This is a genomic window from Pantoea eucrina (genome assembly GCF_002095385.1).
Taxonomy (GTDB): Bacteria; Pseudomonadota; Gammaproteobacteria; order Enterobacterales; family Enterobacteriaceae; genus Pantoea; species Pantoea eucrina.
The window spans coordinates 61,082-77,429 of sequence record NZ_MIPP01000005.1 but is presented as its reverse complement, the minus strand read 5'-3'; the positions used below and the strand labels follow the sequence as shown (position 1 = coordinate 77,429).

16 protein-coding genes and 1 pseudogene are annotated in these 16,348 nt (G+C 57.3%); 6 read left to right on the top strand and 11 right to left on the bottom strand.

What is annotated here, in order from left to right; genetic code table 11:
* Positions 1-110: 110 nt before the first annotated feature.
* Both mepM and znuA read right to left on the bottom strand, forming a co-directional pair.
* Positions 111-1,436, bottom strand: coding sequence for a murein DD-endopeptidase MepM (mepM, locus tag HA43_RS04380; protein ID WP_071668885.1), 1,326 nt, complete (start codon positions 1,434-1,436; stop codon positions 111-113).
* Positions 1,437-1,450: 14 nt separating this feature from the next.
* Positions 1,451-2,410, bottom strand: a complete 960-nt coding sequence (znuA, locus tag HA43_RS04375; protein WP_094111067.1) for a zinc ABC transporter substrate-binding protein ZnuA — start codon at positions 2,408-2,410, stop codon at positions 1,451-1,453.
* 77 nt (positions 2,411-2,487) lie between these two features.
* On the opposite strand from znuA, the gene znuC reads away from it, so the two are divergent.
* Complete coding sequence (gene znuC, locus HA43_RS04370) at positions 2,488-3,243, top strand: zinc ABC transporter ATP-binding protein ZnuC (protein WP_094111066.1); 756 nt, start codon at positions 2,488-2,490, stop codon at positions 3,241-3,243.
* Positions 3,240-4,025: a zinc ABC transporter permease subunit ZnuB gene (gene znuB, locus HA43_RS04365; protein ID WP_094111065.1), complete on the top strand. Its 786-nt coding sequence runs from the start codon at positions 3,240-3,242 to the stop codon at positions 4,023-4,025. The genes znuC and znuB overlap by 4 nt, the downstream gene beginning before the upstream one ends.
* 69 nt (positions 4,026-4,094) lie before the next feature.
* Here the strand turns inward: znuB and ruvB are convergent, their stop codons facing one another.
* The 6 genes and pseudogenes from ruvB to aspS all read right to left on the bottom strand — a co-directional run bounded on the left by ruvB (position 4,095) and on the right by aspS (position 9,653).
* On the bottom strand, positions 4,095-5,099 hold the full coding sequence (gene ruvB, locus HA43_RS04360; protein WP_065649104.1) for a Holliday junction branch migration DNA helicase RuvB: 1,005 nt from the start codon (positions 5,097-5,099) through the stop codon (positions 4,095-4,097).
* 8 nt (positions 5,100-5,107) lie between these two features.
* Positions 5,108-5,722, bottom strand: coding sequence for a Holliday junction branch migration protein RuvA (ruvA, locus tag HA43_RS04355; RefSeq protein WP_039384888.1), 615 nt, complete (start codon positions 5,720-5,722; stop codon positions 5,108-5,110).
* A 141-nt stretch (positions 5,723-5,863) separates the two neighbouring features.
* On the bottom strand, positions 5,864-6,391 hold the full coding sequence (gene ruvC, locus HA43_RS04350) for a crossover junction endodeoxyribonuclease RuvC (RefSeq protein WP_039384890.1): 528 nt from the start codon (positions 6,389-6,391) through the stop codon (positions 5,864-5,866).
* A 36-nt stretch (positions 6,392-6,427) separates the two neighbouring features.
* Positions 6,428-7,171: a YebC/PmpR family DNA-binding transcriptional regulator gene (locus HA43_RS04345; protein ID WP_039384891.1), complete on the bottom strand. Its 744-nt coding sequence runs from the start codon at positions 7,169-7,171 to the stop codon at positions 6,428-6,430.
* A gap of 270 nt (positions 7,172-7,441) precedes the next feature.
* Positions 7,442-7,873 (bottom strand): dihydroneopterin triphosphate diphosphatase, encoded by a 432-nt coding sequence (nudB, locus tag HA43_RS04340; RefSeq protein WP_039384893.1) that lies wholly within the window; start codon positions 7,871-7,873, stop codon positions 7,442-7,444.
* Positions 7,873-9,653, bottom strand: a pseudogene (gene aspS / locus HA43_RS04335) (aspartate--tRNA ligase). The gene nudB and the pseudogene aspS overlap by 1 nt, the downstream one beginning before the upstream one ends.
* A gap of 201 nt (positions 9,654-9,854) precedes the next feature.
* Here aspS and HA43_RS04330 point away from each other — a divergent pair.
* From HA43_RS04330 to cmoB, 3 genes are all read left to right on the top strand, one after another.
* Positions 9,855-10,676, top strand: coding sequence for a DUF72 domain-containing protein (locus HA43_RS04330; protein WP_071668892.1), 822 nt, complete (start codon positions 9,855-9,857; stop codon positions 10,674-10,676).
* Between the two features lie 77 nt (positions 10,677-10,753).
* Positions 10,754-11,482, top strand: coding sequence for a carboxy-S-adenosyl-L-methionine synthase CmoA (gene cmoA, locus HA43_RS04325; RefSeq protein WP_039385978.1), 729 nt, complete (start codon positions 10,754-10,756; stop codon positions 11,480-11,482).
* A complete protein-coding gene (cmoB, locus tag HA43_RS04320; RefSeq protein WP_039384896.1) occupies positions 11,479-12,447 on the top strand; it encodes a tRNA 5-methoxyuridine(34)/uridine 5-oxyacetic acid(34) synthase CmoB in 969 nt (322 codons plus the stop codon). Before cmoA ends, cmoB begins: the two co-directional genes overlap by 4 nt.
* 45 nt (positions 12,448-12,492) lie before the next feature.
* Here the strand turns inward: cmoB and HA43_RS04315 are convergent, their stop codons facing one another.
* Together HA43_RS04315 and cutC are read right to left on the bottom strand one after the other, a co-directional pair.
* Positions 12,493-13,341 (bottom strand): hypothetical protein, encoded by an 849-nt coding sequence (locus tag HA43_RS04315; protein WP_039384901.1) that lies wholly within the window; start codon positions 13,339-13,341, stop codon positions 12,493-12,495.
* 268 nt (positions 13,342-13,609) lie between these two features.
* The gene (gene cutC / locus HA43_RS04310; RefSeq protein WP_094111064.1) at positions 13,610-14,362 is read right to left on the bottom strand and encodes a copper homeostasis protein CutC; all 753 of its coding nucleotides are present in this window, start codon (positions 14,360-14,362) and stop codon (positions 13,610-13,612) included.
* A gap of 85 nt (positions 14,363-14,447) precedes the next feature.
* On the opposite strand from cutC, the gene HA43_RS04305 reads away from it, so the two are divergent.
* Positions 14,448-15,587: a MalY/PatB family protein gene (locus HA43_RS04305; protein WP_094111063.1), complete on the top strand. Its 1,140-nt coding sequence runs from the start codon at positions 14,448-14,450 to the stop codon at positions 15,585-15,587.
* On the opposite strand, the gene HA43_RS04300 is transcribed toward HA43_RS04305, so the two are convergent.
* On the bottom strand, positions 15,584-16,144 hold the full coding sequence (locus HA43_RS04300; protein WP_094111062.1) for a VOC family protein: 561 nt from the start codon (positions 16,142-16,144) through the stop codon (positions 15,584-15,586). The two genes, HA43_RS04305 and HA43_RS04300, sit on opposite strands and share 4 nt — an antisense overlap.
* Between the last annotated feature and the right edge of the window lie 204 nt (positions 16,145-16,348).

Sequence of the window (16,348 nt, the reverse complement as noted above, 5' to 3'; positions counted from 1 at the left end):
AATGACGGCTCAATAATAGTGACGGCAGCTATTTTTGCAATCTTCACGCGCCTGAAAGCAAAAAACCGACGAATTAATCGTCGGTTTTACGTTTATTCGCCGCCGGACTTTTACAGCGCCAGCTGCGGCAGCCAGGTTTTAACCTGTGCAAGGTAGGTACTGCGATCTTTCCCGGTCAGCCCTTCCATGCGCGGCATTTTCGCCGTCAGCGGGTTAACAGCCTGATTATTAATCCACACCTCGTAATGCAGGTGAGGACCGGTTGAGCGCCCGGTATTACCCGAGAGCGCGATGCGATCGCCGCGTTTAACTTTCTGCCCCGGCTTTACCAGCGCACGGCTCAGGTGCATATAGCGCGTCATATACTGACGGCCGTGACGAATCGCCACGTAGTTGCCCGCAGCTCCGCCATTTTTAGCCACCACCACTTCGCCATCGCCGACGGCCAGCACCGGCGTCCCCACCGGCAGCGCAAAGTCGACGCCTTTATGCGGTGAGATGCGCCCGGTTACCGGGTTGAGGCGGCGCGGGTTAAAGTTTGAAGAGACGCGATACTGCTTAACCGTTGGAAAGCGCATAAAGCCCCGCGCCAGACCCGAACCGCTGCGATCGTAGAACTTGCCATCTTCCGCGCGGAAGGCGTAGTAATCTTTGCCGCCGCTGCGCACGCGCACGCCCAGCAGCTGGCTCTGGGCACTTTTACCATCCAGCATCTCGCGCGACATCAGCACGCTGAACTCATCGCCCGAACGCAGTTTGCGAAAATCCATCTGCCACTGCATCGCTTTAATGACGTTGCTGGTTTCAGCGCTGCTCAGACCGGCACGCTGCGCACTGGCAGCAAAGCTGCCGCGCACTTCCCCTTTCAGCACGCTATTTTGCCATTCGCCTTTCTGCATCTCCTGCTGCATGCTGAAGCTGCCATTTGGCTGACGCGCATAGGTACGGGTTTCACGGCGGTTGATTTCCCAGCTAAACGCCTGCAGCTGCCCTTCTGCATCCAGCGTCCAGCTTAGCTGCTGGCCCACCTGCAGATTGCGCAGCGCTTTATCACTGGCGACCAGCGCATTGATGTCGCTGAGATCGATGCCATACTGATTCAGCGCGCTGCTTAACGTATCGCCAGATGAAATGGTGTAGTCATGCTGATCGGGATTGTCAGGCACATCTTTGTCGATGTCGTCCGCCGGCAAATCCTCTTCAGGTTCGGCCGTGGTTTGATCGATAGGCTCGCTGGCTTCCGGCAGCAGAGTGCGCAATGCGTTTTTATCCAGCGCAATCTCTTTGACAATCGGCGCAACGTCATGGGGATGATAGACATACGGCCGCCAGACAGCGACGGCCAGTGTGACAACGGTTAATGACCCCAGCATAACGCGGTGGGGGCGCGGCAAATTATTAAATGCGAGGGCGACAGAGCGGGCTATCTGCTGCACTTTTATCTTTTCCTCTATGCTCCATTCAGGCAGCTCGCATACTGGCTCGACAGCTGTGAGAGGAATTTCACATAACTGTCTTTGGTTAAGCTGATCCCCATGCCTAATGGATCCAGCGTGCCTTTGCGTACGCTGGTGCCACGTGACACGGCATCGATGACCGCCGGCCTGAATTGTGGCTCAGCAAAAACGCATACGGCTTTTTGCTCAACCAACTGTGTTCGTATTTGATGTAAACGCTGAGCGCCAGGCTGGATTTCAGGATTGACGGTAAAATGCCCCGCGGGGGACAAACCGTAGTGTTTCTCAAAATAGCTATACGCGTCGTGAAAAACGAAATAACCCTTGTTCCGCACCGGCGCAAGCTGCGCGCCAATGTGTTTGTCCGTCTCGGCCAGTGCTGCTTCAAACTGCTGCAGATTGGCGTCAAGTTTGGCTTTGCTTTCGGGCATAAGTTCCAATAATTTTCCGTGGATTGCAACAGCGGATTCTTGCGCAATCTTCGGTGACATCCACAGGTGCATGTTATATTCACCATGATGATGGTGAGTATGAGATGAGTCCTGATCTTCGGACTTATCTGAGGCGAGCCCTTCTTCGTGCTCATCCTCATCTTCTCCGCCCCGAATCAGCTGAGATTTCACCGCCGGCAGCGCGGCGATTTCCAGGTTCCTGCTGGCGGGCAGAGCGGCGGCAGGTTTAGTCAGAAAAGCCTCCATTTCAGGCCCGACCCAGATGACTAAGTCCGCGTTTTTAATGCGTTTTACATCAGAAGGACGGAGTGCGTAATCGTGTTCCGAGGCGCCATCCGGCAGCAATACTTCAACCGGCGTAATGCCTTCTGAAATCGCAGCTGCGATAAATCCTAACGGTTTGATTGACGTGACGACCGCTGAGTGGGCCGGAAGCGCAAGCGCGGCTAAAATGGCAGTGGCAGAAAGGTTAAAAAACAGGCGCTGCTTATTGTGTAACATAATGCGTCATTCCATCGTGACTGGGTGATGGAATGTGATATTATAACATTCTAATTTCAATGCAACCCGTAAATTATATGTCTTCACTTGTTACACTTGATGATATTTCAGTGACCTTTGCTCAGCGCCATGTGCTGGCAGGTATCTCGCTGACGCTTCAGCCTGGTAAAATTCTGACCCTGCTGGGCCCTAACGGCGCCGGCAAGTCAACGCTGGTGCGAACGGTTTTAGGTCTGCTGACGCCGGACCGCGGCAGCGTACAGCGCGCGCCGGGTCTGCGTATTGGCTACGTGCCGCAAAAATTGCATATCGATCCCACGCTGCCGGTTACCGTAGAACGCTTTATGCGTCTGACAGGCGGCAGCAGGCGTGCCGATATCCTGCCGGCGCTGAAGCGCGTACAGGCCGGGCATCTGCTGCAGGCGCCGCTGCAGAAACTCTCCGGTGGTGAAACGCAGCGCGTATTGCTGGCGCGCGCCCTGCTGAACCAGCCGCAGCTGCTGGTGCTGGATGAACCGACCCAGGGCGTTGATGTAAACGGTCAGGTGGCGCTTTACGATTTAATCGATCAGCTGCGACGCGAACTTAACTGCGGCGTGCTGATGGTCTCACACGATCTGCATCTGGTGATGGCGAAAACCGACGAAGTGCTGTGCCTTAACCACCATATTTGCTGTTCCGGTACGCCGGAAGCGGTGTCACAGCATCCTGAGTTTATCGCCATGTTTGGTCCGCGCGGCGCACAGCAGCTGGCCATTTACCGGCATCAGCATAACCATCGTCACGACCTACAGGGACGTATCGTTTTACGCAAAGGAAACAGCCCGTCATGATTGAATTATTACTTCCCGGCTGGCTCGGCGGCGCGCTGCTGGCGCTGGCGGCCGGACCGCTCGGCTCATTTGTGGTCTGGCGCCGTATGTCCTACTTTGGCGATACCCTGGCGCACGCCTCGCTGCTGGGCGTGGCTTTTGGCCTGCTGCTGAACGTTAATCCTTACTACGCGGTTATCCTGGTGACAATCTGTCTGGCGCTCGGCCTGGTATGGCTGGAACGTCGCCCGCATCTGGCCATTGATACGCTGTTAGGGATTATGGCGCACAGCGCGCTTTCGCTTGGTCTGGTGGTGGTCAGCCTGATGCAGGGGGTCCGCGTTGATCTTATGGCCTACCTGTTTGGTGACCTGCTGGCGATTACGCCGGACGATCTCTGGCTGATGGGCGGTGGCGTTGCCATTGTACTGGCGGTGATGGCGTGGCAGTGGCGCGCCCTGCTCTCTATGACCATCAGTCCGGAGCTGGCGCAGGTTGACGGCGTGAATATTCAGCGTACCCGGCTGATGCTGATGCTGGTGACCGCCCTGACGATCGGCGTCGCAATGAAGTTTGTCGGCGCGCTGATTATTACCTCACTGCTGATTATCCCTGCCGCAACGGCGCGCCGCTTTTCGCGCTCTCCGGAACAGATGGCGGGCTGTGCAACGCTCGCCGGACTGATCGCTGTGACCGGTGGCCTGACATTCTCCGCCACCTATGATACTCCTGCCGGCCCCTCCGTCGTGCTCTGCGCCGCCGTGCTGTTTATACTCAGCATGATAAAAAAACCGGCTGTCTGAGCCCTCCGTTTTCGCGATGCAAAACGGGCACCTGAGGTGCCCGTTTTTTGTCTGCCAGCGTACTGTACCCTACTCTTCGCGCACGATATCAAAGTGCCGGTAAGCGTGCTGCGTGGCCATACGGCCGCGCGGCGTACGCTGAATAAACCCCTGCTGGATCAGGAAAGGCTCTATAACATCCTCGATCGTTTCGCGCTCTTCGCCTATTGCCGCCGCCAGGTTATCCAGCCCTACCGGGCCACCCATAAACTTATCGATAATCGCCAGCAGCAGCTTGCGGTCCATGTAATCAAAACCCTGCGTATCGACATTCAGCATATCCAGCGCGCTGGCCGCCACGTCACCGCTCATGTTGCCTGCGGCACGGACATCGGCAAAATCACGCACGCGGCGCAGCAGGCGATTAGCGATACGCGGGGTGCCGCGTGCGCGACGGGCCACTTCCAGCGCGCCCTCTTCACTCAGCGTCAGACCGAGACAGGCCGCGCTGCGGCTGACAATGTGCTGCAGATCCGGCACGTTATAGAACTCAAGCCGCTGGACAATGCCGAAACGATCGCGCAGCGGGGAGGTCAGCGACCCGGCGCGCGTCGTCGCGCCAATCAGGGTAAACGGCGGCAGATCAAGCTTGATTGAGCGGGCGGCCGGCCCCTCACCGATCATGATATCCAGCTGATAATCTTCCATTGCCGGATAGAGCACCTCTTCCACTACCGGGGAGAGACGGTGGATCTCATCGATAAACAGGACGTCGTGCGGTTCGAGATTGGTGAGCATCGCCGCCAGATCGCCCGCTTTCTCCAGCACCGGCCCTGACGTCGTGCGCAGATTAACGCCCATCTCATTCGCCACGATATTCGCCAGTGTGGTTTTCCCCAGCCCAGGCGGGCCGAAAATCAGCAGATGGTCAAGTGCATCGCCGCGCAGCTTCGCCGCCTGGATAAAAATCTCCATCTGTTCGCGCACCTGCGGCTGACCGACATACTCCGCGAGCAGCTTCGGGCGAATAGCACGATCCAGGCTCTCTTCTTCATTATATGAACTGCCCGAGACCAGGCGATCGGCTTCAATCATGTGTTACCTCAGATAGCTGCACGCAGCGCTTCGCGGATCAGGGTTTCGCAGTCTGCGTCAGGTTTGCCCACTTTGCTGATCATGCGGCTGGCTTCCTGCGGTTTATATCCCAGTGCCACCAGTGCAGCCGCCGCTTCTGCTTCAGCGTCGTTGCTCTCCGGCGCGACCGCTGGGGTCGTCAGCGTGAAGGCTGAGTCGCCGCCAAAGAGGTCGCCATGCATGCCTTTAAAGCGATCTTTCATCTCAACCACCAGACGCTCAGCAGTTTTTTTGCCGACACCCGGCAGCTTCACCAGCGAGGCGACCTCTTCACGCTCAACAGCGGTCACAAACTGCTGCGCTGACATGCCCGATAGGATCGCCAGCGCCAGCTTGGGACCAACGCCGTTGACTTTGATCAGCTCGCGAAAGAGCGCGCGCTCCTGTTTGCTGTTGAAACCAAACAGCAGCTGGGCATCTTCACGCACCACGAAATGGGTGAAAATGACCGCCTCCTGGGCGATCTCCGGCAGCTCGTAGAAGCAGGTCATTGGCATATGCACTTCATAACCGACGCCGTGCGCTTCAAGCAGCACCAGCGGCGGCTGTTTTTCCAGAATGTTGCCTCGTAAACGACCAATCACCTGAGCAATTCCTTAATCTGTGAGTAAGCGGTGCAGGGTATTCCCTGTGACCAGCGCAGCCGCTGGCGGTGTGATAGCGGCTATGTATAACATAAAAAAGGCTGGATGCATATCCAGCCTGTTAGCGCGTCTGATGGCAGCTTAACCCGAGCGCAGCCGCCCGCGCGTCATCACCAGTTTGCTGTCGCTCATGCGCGCCGCATTCTGGCTAACGTGGCAGTGGGTGATGGCGATAGCCAGCGCATCTGCCGCATCCGCCTGCGGGTTGGCCGGCAGTTTCAGCAGCGTGCGGACCATATGCTGCACCTGGCTCTTCTCCGCCCCGCCGGTTCCGGTAACCGTCTGTTTAACCTGCCGCGCCGCATATTCAAACACCGGCAAATCGGCATTGACCGCGGCCACAATCGCTGCGCCGCGAGCCTGGCCAAGTTTCAGTGCCGAATCCGCATTTTTCGCCATAAACACCTGCTCAATCGCAAAGTAGTCAGGCGAAAACTGCGTGATGATTTCGCAGACGCCGGCATAAATCAGCTTCAGGCGTCCCGGTAAATCGGTCACGTTGGTGCGGATACAGCCGCTGCCCAGGTAGCTCAGCTGACGGCCGGTCTGACGGATAACGCCGTAGCCGGTAATGCGCGAGCCGGGGTCAATCCCGAGAATAATCGCCACAGCACGCCTCCGGTTGCCGGAAAAATAACCACGCCATTACAGCGTTTCCGCCACCTCGTCAGAGATCTCACCGTTGTGATAAACCTCCTGCACGTCGTCGCAATCTTCCAGCATATCGATCAGCCGCAGCAGTTTTGGTGCCGTTTCTGCATCCAGTTCCGCTTTGGTTGACGGGATCATGGAGACTTCAGCGCTGTCAGCTTTCAGACCGCCCGCTTCCAGCGTATCACGCACGTTGCCCAGCTCTTCCCACGCTGTGAAGACATCGATGGCACCGTCATCATAGCTCACCACATCTTCCGCACCCGCTTCCAGTGCTGCTTCCATCACCGCATCTTCATCCTGACCCGGAGCAAAGGAGATCACTCCTTTTTTGCTGAAGAGATAGGAGACAGAGCCGTCAGTGCCCAGATTACCGCCGGTTTTGGTGAAGGCGTGGCGCACTTCTCCGACGGTACGGTTACGGTTGTCACTCAGGCATTCGATCATTACCGCAGAGCCGCCCGGACCGTAGCCTTCATAAATGATGGTTTCCATATTGGAATCATCTTCGCCGCCGACGCCGCGTGCAATGGCGCGGTTCATGGTGTCGCGCGTCATGTTATTTGAAAGCGCTTTATCCATCGCTGCACGCAGACGCGGGTTGGAACCTGCATCGCCGCCGCCCAGCTTCGCGGCAGTGACCAGCTCGCGAATGATTTTAGTAAAGATCTTGCCGCGCTTGGCGTCCTGCGCCGCCTTACGATGTTTTGTGTTCGCCCATTTACTGTGACCAGCCATCTTACATTTTCTCCGATCTTTTACAGGGTGCAGGCTATCTTGCCTGCGCTCTTATCCCCGGCAGCATCCACGCCATCCGCACGCAGAGATCTGCGCAGCGGTGGTGGCGCTGACGATGAACAATTGCGCTGCGCCGATAACGCCTGACTGCTCAATGTTAGCGGTGCGGTTTGATAAAACAGCACACGATAGTTGGACGAAGGGAATACGCTTCGTCGAATGTGTGGAATTTACCCTGGTTGCCACCGGAAAACACGCGGCGGCGCTCGCTCAGATAAACTCTTCAATCGCCTGGCGATTGCTCCAGGATTTGGTTAACGCCGCAGCCTCTTCAGCGATCAGCCAGCGGGCAGCCAGGTGCTCACTCAGCAGCGGCATCCGTTCAGCCGGCAGCGCCAGCCGGAACCAGTGCTCGCGATTGTGCGTTATGCCTGGCGCATAGCGGTGACGAAAATGCGGGAAGATCTCAAATTCAATCTGCCGCTGGCAATCTTCAAGCTGCAGCCCTTCGCCACAGATATCGATCGCCAGCTCTTCCGCCACTTCGCGTGCTGCAGCCTGAGCCGGCGTTTCACCCGGCTCCAGACTGCCGGTGACCGACTGCCAGAAGCCGTGATCATCGCGCCGCTGCAGCATCAACACCCGGCCGGTATCTCGCGCAAAGATCACCACCAGCACCGATACCGGATGTTTAAAGCCCATTACTGCTGCTCTGGCTTTTCTTTCTTCGCGACAATCTGAATGCCCAGATCGCTCAGCGCAGCTGGATTTGCCAGGCTTGGTGCTTCCGTCATCATACAGCTGCCGCCGTGGTTTTCGGGAAAGCGATCACGTCACGAATATTATCGGTGCCGGTGAGCAGCATAGTCAGACGATCAAGGCCAAACGCCAGACCGGCGTGCGGCGGCGTACCATATTTGAGCGCGTTCAGCAGGAAGCCAAACTTCTCCTGCTGTTCTTCAGCCGTAATGCCGAGAATGCTGAACACGGTCTGCTGCATCGTCCCGTTGTGGATACGCACAGAGCCGCCGCCCACTTCGTAGCCGTTGATCACCATATCGTAGGCATTAGCCACTGCCTGCGTCGGCTCGGCTGCCAGCTGCTCCGCCGTAAGCGACTTAGGTGAGGTAAACGGATGGTGCATCGCTGCCAGACCGCCTTCGTCATCCTCTTCAAACATCGGAAAGTCGATGACCCAGAGCGGTGCCCAGGCTTTCTCGTCGGTGATCTTCAGGTCGCGGCCAGCTTTCAGGCGCAGTGCACCCAGCGCATCCGCCACAACTTTAGCGCGATCGGCGCCAAAGAAGATCAGATCGCCATCCTGCGCGCCGGTGCGATCCAGAATCGCTTCCACGATCTCAGGCGTCAGGAATTTAGCCACCGGACTCTGCACGCCTTCAGCGCCACTGGCGCGGGCGTTGATTTTCATCCATGCCAGGCCACGTGCACCATAAATCTCAACAAACTTCGTATATTCATCAATCTGCTTACGCGTCAGCGTCGCACCGCCCGGCACGCGCAGCGCAGCAACCCGTCCTTTGGCGTCGTTCGCCGGACCAGAGAACACCTTAAACTCTACGTCTTTCAGCAGATCGGCAACGTCCACCAGTTCCATCGGATTACGCAGATCGGGTTTATCAGAGCCGTAGCGGTTCATCGCTTCTGCAAACGTCATCAGCGGGAAATCACCCAGATCAACGCCTTTGATCTCAAGCCAGAGCTCGCGGATCAGGCGCTCCATCTTCTCCCGCACCTCTTCCGCGCTCATAAAGGAGGTTTCAACGTCGATTTGCGTAAATTCAGGCTGGCGATCGGCCCGCAGATCTTCATCACGGAAGCATTTTACAATCTGATAGTAGCGATCGAAGCCGGACATCATCAGCAGCTGCTTAAACAGCTGTGGCGACTGCGGCAGCGCATAGAACTTGCCTTTATGCACGCGGCTTGGCACCAGATAGTCGCGCGCGCCTTCCGGCGTTGCTTTGGTCAGCATCGGCGTTTCAATATCCAGGAAACCTTCACTGTCCATAAAGCGGCGAACAAAGCTGGTAATTCTGGCGCGCGTTTTCAGGCGCTGTGCCATCTCCGGGCGACGCAGATCGAGGTAACGATAGGTCAGACGCGCTTCTTCGCTATTGACCTGGTTGGAGTCCAGCGGCAGCGGCTCCGCGCGATTAATGATGGTCAGCGCGTGGGCAAACACTTCGATATCGCCGGTCGCCATATCGCTGTTGCGGTTTTTCTCTTCACGCGCGCGCACCGTACCGGTGATCTGGATGCAGAATTCGTTGCGCAGCTCAGACGCCAGCTGGAAAGCCTCCTGATAATCGGCATCAAAAAACACCTGAGCGATCCCTTCGCGGTCACGCATATCGATAAAAATCAGGCTGCCGAGATCGCGACGGCGATTAACCCAGCCGCAGAGAGTAACTTGCTGACCCACATGAGACAGGTTGAGCTGTCCGCAATATTCTGTACGCATAACGTATCCTTTTAACTTCGCCGCTGCTGCCAGGCAGCATCAGGGCGCGTAACCTCTGAAGATGCTGCCGCAAAAAAGGCAGCTATTATAATGGAAAAAGCCAGGCAGGATAAGTAGAGCTGCTGCAAAGCAGCTAATTCATCGGCATTTATGCGTTATCCTCTGCCCGCTTTCTCTTACAACCGGCATCCGGAGTCCGTTTTGACGCTTCGTATTGGTCTACCACAATGGCATCACCCGCAGTGGAAACAGTTTGGTCTGCACACGCTGGAGGATTATGCGCGTCTGTTTAGCTGCGTAGAAGGGAATACAACGCTGTATGCGCTGCCAAAACCTGAGGTGGTGCAGCGCTGGCGCGACATGACGCATGACGATTTCCGCTTCTGCTTTAAATTTCCCGCAACCATCTCTCATCAGGCTGCTCTGCGTAATTGTGATGATTTAGTCAGCGATTTTTTTCGCCTGCTGGATCCGCTCAGCACGCGCCTGGGGCAATACTGGCTGCAGCTGCCCGCGAGTTTTTCACCGGCACAGCTTGACGATCTGTGGCGCTTTCTGGATAGCCTGCCGCGCAGCTTCAGCTATGGCGTTGAAGTGCGTCATCAGGCATTTTTTGCCCGTGGCGAGGCGGAGCGCCAGCTAAACCGTGGCCTGCACGCGCGCGGCGTTAACCGGGTGGTACTCGACAGCCGGCCGGTGCACGCTTCTGCCTCACAATCGGCTGCCGCTATCGACGCGCGGGCGAAAAAACCGCGCGTGCCGCCACATGCGGTGCGCACCGGCACTCAGCCGATGGTCCGGTTTATCGGCAGCGATAGCGTGGCAGAGAGCGAAGCCCTCTTTCCGCCGTGGCGCAGCAAGCTGGCAGCGTGGCAGACAGAGAGCGATCCGCTGCTGTTTATTCATACGCCGGATATGGGAGAGGTGTTTCCGCTGGTGCAGGCGCTCTGGCCACAGCTGCAGGCGCTGGAACCCGGCCTGCGCGACCTGCCAGCGTGGCCGCAGCAGAGCGCGCTGTTCTGAGCAGGGAAACGGGTGCAGCAGAGGCGACTTTCTGCCAGAATAGCGCCCTTTCCGTTTTTCTCTTCGGATTTTCCATTATGTCTGACCGCGATACGCTATTTTCCGCACCTATCGATAAGCTGGGTGACTGGACCTTTGACGAGCGCGTGGCTGAAGTCTTCCCCGATATGATTCAGCGCTCGGTGCCCGGCTACTCCAACATCATTTCAATGATTGGTATGCTGGCAGAACGCTTTGTACAGCCCGACAGCCAGGTGTATGACCTCGGGTGTTCACTGGGGGCCGCCACTCTTTCGGTGCGCCGTAACATCCGCGTACCCGGCTGCCAGATTATTGCCGTGGATAATTCGCCGGCGATGGTTGAGCGCTGCCGCCGCCATATCGACGCCTTTCGTGCCGATACGCCGGTACAGGTGCTGGAGGCCGATATCCGCGATATCGAAATTGAGAACGCTTCGCTGGTAGTGCTCAACTTTACGCTGCAGTTTCTGGCGCCTGACGCCCGCATTGCGCTGCTGGAAAAAATTGCCCGCGGCCTGAATCCCGGCGGCGCCCTGGTGCTGTCAGAAAAGTTCAGCTTTGAAGATGCTGAGGTGGGCGAACTGCTGTTTAACATGCATCACGATTTCAAGCGTGCCAACGGCTACAGCGAACTGGAGATTAGCCAGAAGCGCAGCATGCTGGAGAATGTCATGCTGACCGACAGCGTGGAAACGCACAAAGCCCGCCTTAAAGCGGCGGGCTTTGCTCATGCAGAACTCTGGTTCCAGTGCTTCAACTTTGGTTCACTGGTGGCGCTGAAATGATCGACTTTGGCCGTTTTTATCAGCAAATCGCCACCGGCCCGCTGGCGAGCTGGCTGGAAGTGCTGCCGGCGCAAATCGCGGCCTGGCAGCGTGACAATCTGCACGGACATTTTCGCAACTGGGAAAAAGCGGTGGAGTATCTGCCGCTGCTGACGCCGCAAACGCTGGATCTGGTGCACAGCGTCAGCGCGCAGCGTGACGATCTGACCGATCGCCAGCGCGCCGGTATCGAAAAACTGCTGCGTAATCTGATGCCGTGGCGTAAAGGCCCCTATGCGCTTTACGGCACGGAGATCGACACGGAATGGCGCTCTGACTGGAAATGGGATCGGGTGTTACCCCATATCTCTCCGCTCGCCGGGCGGACGATTCTGGACGTTGGCTGCGGCAGCGGCTATCACATGTGGCGTATGCTGGGCGCTGGCGCGCAGATGGTGGTGGGCATCGACCCGATGCAGCTGTTTCTCTGCCAGTTCGAAGCGGTACGTAAGCTGCTGGGTGACGATCGCCGCGCGCATCTGCTGCCGCTCGGCATTGAACAGCTGCCTGCGCTGCAGGCGTTTGATACCGTATTCTCTATGGGCGTGCTCTATCACCGCCGCTCACCGCTCGATCATCTGCTGCAGCTGAAAAATCAGCTGGTGAGCGAAGGTGAACTGGTGCTGGAAACGCTGGTGATTGAGGGCGATGAACATGCCGTCCTGGTGCCAGGTGAGCGCTATGCGCAGATGCGCAACGTCTACTTTATTCCGTCAGCGGCAGCGCTGAAAGGCTGGCTGGAGAAGTGCGGTTTTGTTGATGTACGCATTGCCGACTATGCGGTCACGTCCGTGGAAGAGCAGCGTCGCACCAGCTGGATGACCAGCGAGTCGCTGGCAGAGTTTCTCGATCCGGCCGATAGCAGCAAAACGGTTGAGGGTTACCCCGCGCCGCTGCGCGCCGTACTGGTTGCCCGCAAGCCCTGAAAATACGCGCCGCGACGGCATCGCGGCGCGTCAGGTATTATCCTGCTACTGCTCATCTGCTGACCGATCCCAGTACTGATATTTATAGGCGGAAGTAAGATGACGCTCGATAGTGCCTTTGGCAAACACCTCTTTTTCGTGCAGAAAACTCAGCGTACAGTTGCCGGCTTCATCCCAGAGCTGACAGGTGTCCGTAGAGTGCAGCGTGCTGACCGGCGTGGTCGCCAGCCCGCTTAATCCCAGCTCGCGCCACTGCTTATCGTAACGCCAGATCTCCCGGCTGCGCGCGCTTTGCGTCTCAACCACCCGATCCTGCGCATTCCAGCGCCAGCGGTTTTCACCGTTATTTTGTTTATCGCTGCCGCGCGTGACGCTCTTCTGCACCCGTAATCGCGGGTCGTAATGATAGGCGATCGCTGCAGAACCCTCACTGCCCATATTCACGAATTTATCGGTGGCGCTGATGATGTTTCCCTGCGGCCCTTTGCGCCAGCTCAGCGTACCCTGTCGCTGATCCACCACTTCTTCACGCCCCGACTTAATCGCGGTAACCCGCCAGGCGTACTCCGCTACCCAGCCGCGCTGTACGCGGGCAATATGCTGCTCCATGCTCAGCACAATATTCCCTTCGCGCTTATCGTAGCTGATATCAGCCACCATCAGGTCGCCGCAGCGGTCAAACTGGCCCAGCACGCGTTTCTGGGAGTCAACGTCTTTACCAAACTCCCCGGCAATAACCTGCCGCACCGCGCCTTTTGCCGCGCCGCCCAGCAGGATCCAGAGATTGCTGCTGCTGATGTTATGGCTGAGCGGCGGACAGGGAGCGGTGGCCGCCTGCGTCGGGCAGGCAGCTAAATATGTCAGCAACAGCGTTGCACAAAGGTGGCATTTCATAGGGTTATCCGCATGGAGCCATCTGTTAAGCAAAGCACCTTTTCCGGCAAATCGCTATGCAGATGGCGGGCGGAGAAGAAAATTATGCCGGGTATAGCGAATATACAAGGGGCTGAATCAACCGCAGAACAGGCTATGTTTGCCGGCAGCCGGCTCACCTGCGCGTTTTTAACGGCATAAAAAAAACCCCAGCAAATGACTGGGGCGTGGTACTTGCAAACATCACGTCAGGGTTGGTGGCGTGCTGTGCGGCAAAATCGATAGCGGATCAGGCGACCCGGTTAACGTTCATCTGCATCATACTTTTCATGGCTTCTATTACGTCACCATCAACGCAGGAACGGCTGAATTCATCGGTTTCTGCTTCGGCGCACATCGAAACACCCGCTTTGCGATAGCGCATAGGGGAAGCGATGGCGCGACTGGCTGAGCTGTGGACCTCCTGCAAGCCGCAATCCAGAAACTTCTGCAGATTGCTCAGGCGTACACCAGCACCGGCCATAATGATTGGACCCGTGCTTAATTGATTAAGTTCCCTGAGTAGTGCAATTCCTGTTTCTGCACTCTGCTGCTGGCCTGACGTCAGAATGCGCGCGACACCCAAATCGGTCAGCACCTCCAGCGCCCGCCTGGGGCTGTGGCACAGATCAAACGCCCGGTGAAAGGTCACGGCCAGGCCTTCGCACAGTTGCATAATCTGCTGCATACGCGGCACATCGATATGCGCATCTTCATCCAGAACGCCCACGACGACGCCGGGAAAGCCCCATTCGCGTATCTGCGCGATATCCGATTTCATGATGTCAAACTCCAGACGGGAGTAGCAAAAATCGCCGCCGCGCGGCCGGATGATGGGATGCACCGGAATAGTCAGCTCGCGCAGCGCGGCCTGCAGCATGCCCGCTGATGGCGTCAGCCCGCCCTCGCGCGGGGCGCTGCAAAGCTCTACGCGATCGGCACCGGCGCGCTGGGCGGTCACTGCGCAATCAATGCCGTAGCAACAAATTTCCAGTTTCGTCATCGGTTTCTCCTTATCACGACTGCTGGCTCAGAGGGGGTAGCTTCGGTTAGTCTGTTACTCACTCATTTTACGTGGAAAGCGCACTATGGTATTCGATTTTGATCAACGGATAGACCGCGGTCACAGTGATAGTCTTAAATGGCACAAATATCGTGACCGTGATGTGCTGCCACTCTGGATTGCAGATACCGATTTTCGCTCGCCACCCTGTATTATTGAGGCCATTCAAAAGCGGGTCGCACACGGCGTATTTGGTTACGGTGTCACGCCTGCCGGACTGACAGAGATTATCGTGCAGCGCATGGCGGAGCGTTATGACTGGATTATCAGGCCGGAATGGATAGTGATATTGCCGGGTGTGGTAAGCGGACTTAACATTGCCGTGCGTGCTTTTACCGCAGCCGGAGAACGTACCGTGGCGCCTGCGCCCATCTATCCGCCGTTTCGCGGCGCTTCCCGGCTGGCCGATCGCGCGCAGCTCAGTCTGCCGCTGCAGCGGACAGAAAATCGCTGGGTCATGGACATAGATCGGGCGGAGATGACGGGCAACGAGCGACTGCTGATGCTGTGCAACCCGCAAAACCCCGGCGGCACGGTGTACCGGCGCGATGAGCTATCCTGGCAGCTTGCGTTTGCGCAGCGTCACGATCTTATCGTCTGTTCAGATGAGATCCATGCCGATCTGGTGCTGACGCCGGGCGTGCAGCATACGCCGTTTGCCGCGCTGAGTGAGGATGCTGCACAGCGCAGCATAACGCTTATCTCTCCCTCTAAAAGTTTCAATATCGCCGGGCTGGGCGCCTCTATGGCCATTATTCCCGATGATACGTTGCGCCGGCGCTTTAAGCAGGTGCGTGAGGGGATCGTGCCGGGCGTGGATATTCTGGCGCTGGTTGCCGCCGAGGCGGCGTGGCGCGAGGGTGATGCGTGGCTGCAGGCGCAAATTGCCTATCTGCGCGCAAACCGCGACTGGCTGGCGAGCCGCATTGATGCCCTGCCCGGCCTCGATATGGTTGTGCCGGACGCGACCTATCTCGGCTGGATTGACGCCAGCGGCCTGCAGAGTGAAAACCCGGCGCGCTATTTTGAGCAGTACGGGCTCGGCTTCTCGCCCGGAGGCGATTTTGGCGATGACCGCTTTGTCCGCTTCAATTTTGGCTGTACGCGCGCCACCCTGCAGGAAGCGGCAGCGCGTCTGGAGCAGGCGGTGGAAGCCCGGCGTTAATCGCGCTCGCTGGCGACAATCTCTTCAAGTCGCCAGGGGTGAAATTTAATCGTGGTTTCACCATCGGTGACGGCCAGCACAGGATTAGGCAGGCGTTCATTCTCGCCCTGCGGCGCGCTGGTTTTAAAAGAGATGCCGGGCTGCGTCAATGCCGCATCAGAGAGCAGCGCCATGGCGCGCATGCCCAGCGTTTCCGGCTCACCGCGCAGGACGATCTCAATATGTTCCCAGCCCTCGTGCCGGTACAGCTTCGCGCCCGGCCAGGGCAGCTCAATCACATCAATCTGCTGCCCTGCCAGCGTGACCGGCTGCCGGAGTTTAAACAGACAGATCGGTCGACCGTTAATCATCGCTTCTGAAAAGAGCTCACCAATCTGCAAAAAGCCGCGCTTCCAGCGTTCGGCGGTAGCAAACTGGTGACAGCGCACGGCCAGATGATCAATCTCGTGTGCCTGCGGTGAAAGTCCGAGTCGCGCAGCAAAAGCCTGCAGCGCCTGCTCAAAACGGCAAAAATCTTCTGTTAAATCGTCTAACTCCGGGGGAAAGTCCAGCTTCATTACCTGAAACCTCAACGTCTGTTCAGTGAAATTAATCATTAAAATCAATATGCCAGCTTTTTCAGCCAGACAAAACCTTCGGATTCATCCGATTTAGTCAATAAAAACCGCCAAAACCAGATAAAAACAGGCTTACATTCAGATTATTCGCCTAATCAGGGCCAGTCTTAACTTTATAAAAACAAGCTAAGCTTATGATTAGAT

Excerpts from the sequence above, each read along its gene's own strand:
- znuA (WP_094111067.1), bottom strand. The coding sequence starts at position 2,410 with ATGTTACACAATAAGCAGCGCCTGTTTTTTAACCTTTCTGCCACTGCC.
- znuC (WP_094111066.1), top strand. The coding sequence starts at position 2,488 with ATGTCTTCACTTGTTACACTTGATGATATTTCAGTGACCTTTGCTCAG.
- znuB (WP_094111065.1), top strand. The coding sequence starts at position 3,240 with ATGATTGAATTATTACTTCCCGGCTGGCTCGGCGGCGCGCTGCTGGCG.
- ruvB (WP_065649104.1), bottom strand. The coding sequence starts at position 5,099 with ATGATTGAAGCCGATCGCCTGGTCTCGGGCAGTTCATATAATGAAGAA.
- HA43_RS04345 (WP_039384891.1), bottom strand. The coding sequence starts at position 7,171 with ATGGCTGGTCACAGTAAATGGGCGAACACAAAACATCGTAAGGCGGCG.
- nudB (WP_039384893.1), bottom strand. The coding sequence starts at position 7,873 with ATGGGCTTTAAACATCCGGTATCGGTGCTGGTGGTGATCTTTGCGCGA.
- cmoA (WP_039385978.1), top strand. The coding sequence starts at position 10,754 with ATGTCTGACCGCGATACGCTATTTTCCGCACCTATCGATAAGCTGGGT.
- cmoB (WP_039384896.1), top strand. The coding sequence starts at position 11,479 with ATGATCGACTTTGGCCGTTTTTATCAGCAAATCGCCACCGGCCCGCTG.
- HA43_RS04315 (WP_039384901.1), bottom strand. The coding sequence starts at position 13,341 with ATGAAATGCCACCTTTGTGCAACGCTGTTGCTGACATATTTAGCTGCC.
- cutC (WP_094111064.1), bottom strand. The coding sequence starts at position 14,362 with ATGACGAAACTGGAAATTTGTTGCTACGGCATTGATTGCGCAGTGACC.
- HA43_RS04305 (WP_094111063.1), top strand. The coding sequence starts at position 14,448 with ATGGTATTCGATTTTGATCAACGGATAGACCGCGGTCACAGTGATAGT.
- HA43_RS04300 (WP_094111062.1), bottom strand. The coding sequence starts at position 16,144 with ATGAAGCTGGACTTTCCCCCGGAGTTAGACGATTTAACAGAAGATTTT.